Here is a 1745-nt window from a genome sequence, read left to right on the forward strand (position 1 = left end):
TCGCGAATCGCCCATGCATACATATTCTTTGGCACATGGCCCAATGGCGGGATTTCGCCGATTTCATAAAGATCTTTTTCTTCCTGACCGCCACGGAAAGGCAGCACTTCAGCAGACGTATTCATGGCCTTCACTCCTTGTTCGGGGTCGATCCGGTTTGCAGGGTAATTAAATTACCAATGCTGCGTTGCGGTCGACGGATCCTCCAAGCCACGGAACTTATTTTATTTTCCCCGGGCATCTCCCGGTTTCCTGCGGAATTTCAGCAAGGATAACCTGGGCGATATTTGTTTTCGCTTTTATCGCGTTGCACAAATTGTTATATAATTACCCAAGTGATGTCTAGTAGATAATTTAATAACGTTCAGGCGTAATTATCGTAAAGACATTGGGTAATAAAAATACAAGAGGTCGCGATGTCGATGGAAAACAAGCGCAACGCAGCAAAGCCGGAACGCGATCGCCCGTGGCTGATCCGGACCTATGCCGGGCACAGCTCTGCACAGGCATCGAATGCGCTGTATCGTCAGAACCTGGCAAAGGGGCAGACCGGGCTTTCGGTGGCCTTCGATCTGCCGACCCAGACGGGGTATGATTCCGACCATGTTCTGGCGCGTGGCGAAGTCGGCAAGGTCGGCGTCCCCGTCGCGCATCTCGGTGACATGATGACGTTGTTTGACGGCATCCCGCTTGATCAGATGAACACGTCGATGACGATCAACGCGCCAGCCGCGTGGCTTTTGTCGCTTTATATTGCGGTGGCCGAAAAGCAGGGCACCGCGCGCGCCAGCCTGCAGGGCACGACCCAGAACGACATCATCAAGGAATATCTGTCGCGCGGGACCTATATCTTTCCACCTGCGCCCAGCCTTAAGCTGATTACCGATGTCGCGGCCTTTACCTATCGCGAGGTTCCGAAATGGAACCCGATGAATGTGTGCTCCTATCATTTGCAGGAAGCCGGGGCGACGGCCGAACAGGAGCTGGCCTATGCGCTGGCAACCGCGATTGCGGTTCTGGATGCAGTGCGCGATTCGGGGCAGGTGCCCGAAGAAGACTTTGCCAAGGTGGTCGGGCGTATCTCGTTCTTTGTGAATGCCGGGATTCGCTTTGTTACCGAGATCTGCAAGATGCGGGCATTCTGCGAACTTTGGGATGAAATCACCCGCGACCGTTACGGCATCGAAGACGCCAAATACCGCCGGTTCCGCTATGGGGTTCAGGTCAACTCGTTGGGCCTGACCGAACAGCAGCCGGAAAATAACGTCTATCGTATTCTGATCGAGATGCTGGCGGTGGTTCTGTCAAAGAATGCCCGGGCGCGCGCCGTGCAGTTGCCCGCCTGGAACGAGGCCCTTGGCCTGCCGCGTCCGTGGGATCAGCAATGGTCGCTGCGCCTGCAACAGATCATGGCCTATGAAACCGATCTTCTGGAATATGAAGACCTGTTTGATGGCAACCCGGCGATTGAACGCAAGGTCGGCGCGCTGAAGAAAGGCGCACGGGCAGAGCTTGCAAAGATTGATGAGATGGGCGGGGCGATTGCCGCAGTTGATCGCGGCTATATGAAACAGGAACTGGTGCGCTCCAACGCGCTGCGTCTGGCCGATATCGAAAGCGGCCTGACAAAGGTGATCGGTGTGAATGCCTTTACCGAAACCGAACCATCACCGCTGACATCGGGGGAGAAATCGATCCTGACCGTCGATGACATGGCCGAACAGGACCAGATCGAAAAACTTAAA

Annotated in this window: 1 protein-coding gene; it reads left to right on the plus strand. The window is 55.0% G+C overall.

Annotation, left to right across the window (positions count from 1 at the left end; translation table 11 throughout):
* Positions 1-416: 416 nt before the first annotated feature.
* A partial coding sequence (locus tag B3Z49_RS11150; RefSeq protein ID WP_296990847.1) for a methylmalonyl-CoA mutase family protein occupies positions 417-1745 on the plus strand: 1329 nt, incomplete at its 3' end.

Source organism: Thalassospira sp. UBA1131 (genome assembly GCF_002311515.1).
In the GTDB taxonomy this organism is placed as follows: domain Bacteria; phylum Pseudomonadota; class Alphaproteobacteria; order Rhodospirillales; family Thalassospiraceae; genus Thalassospira.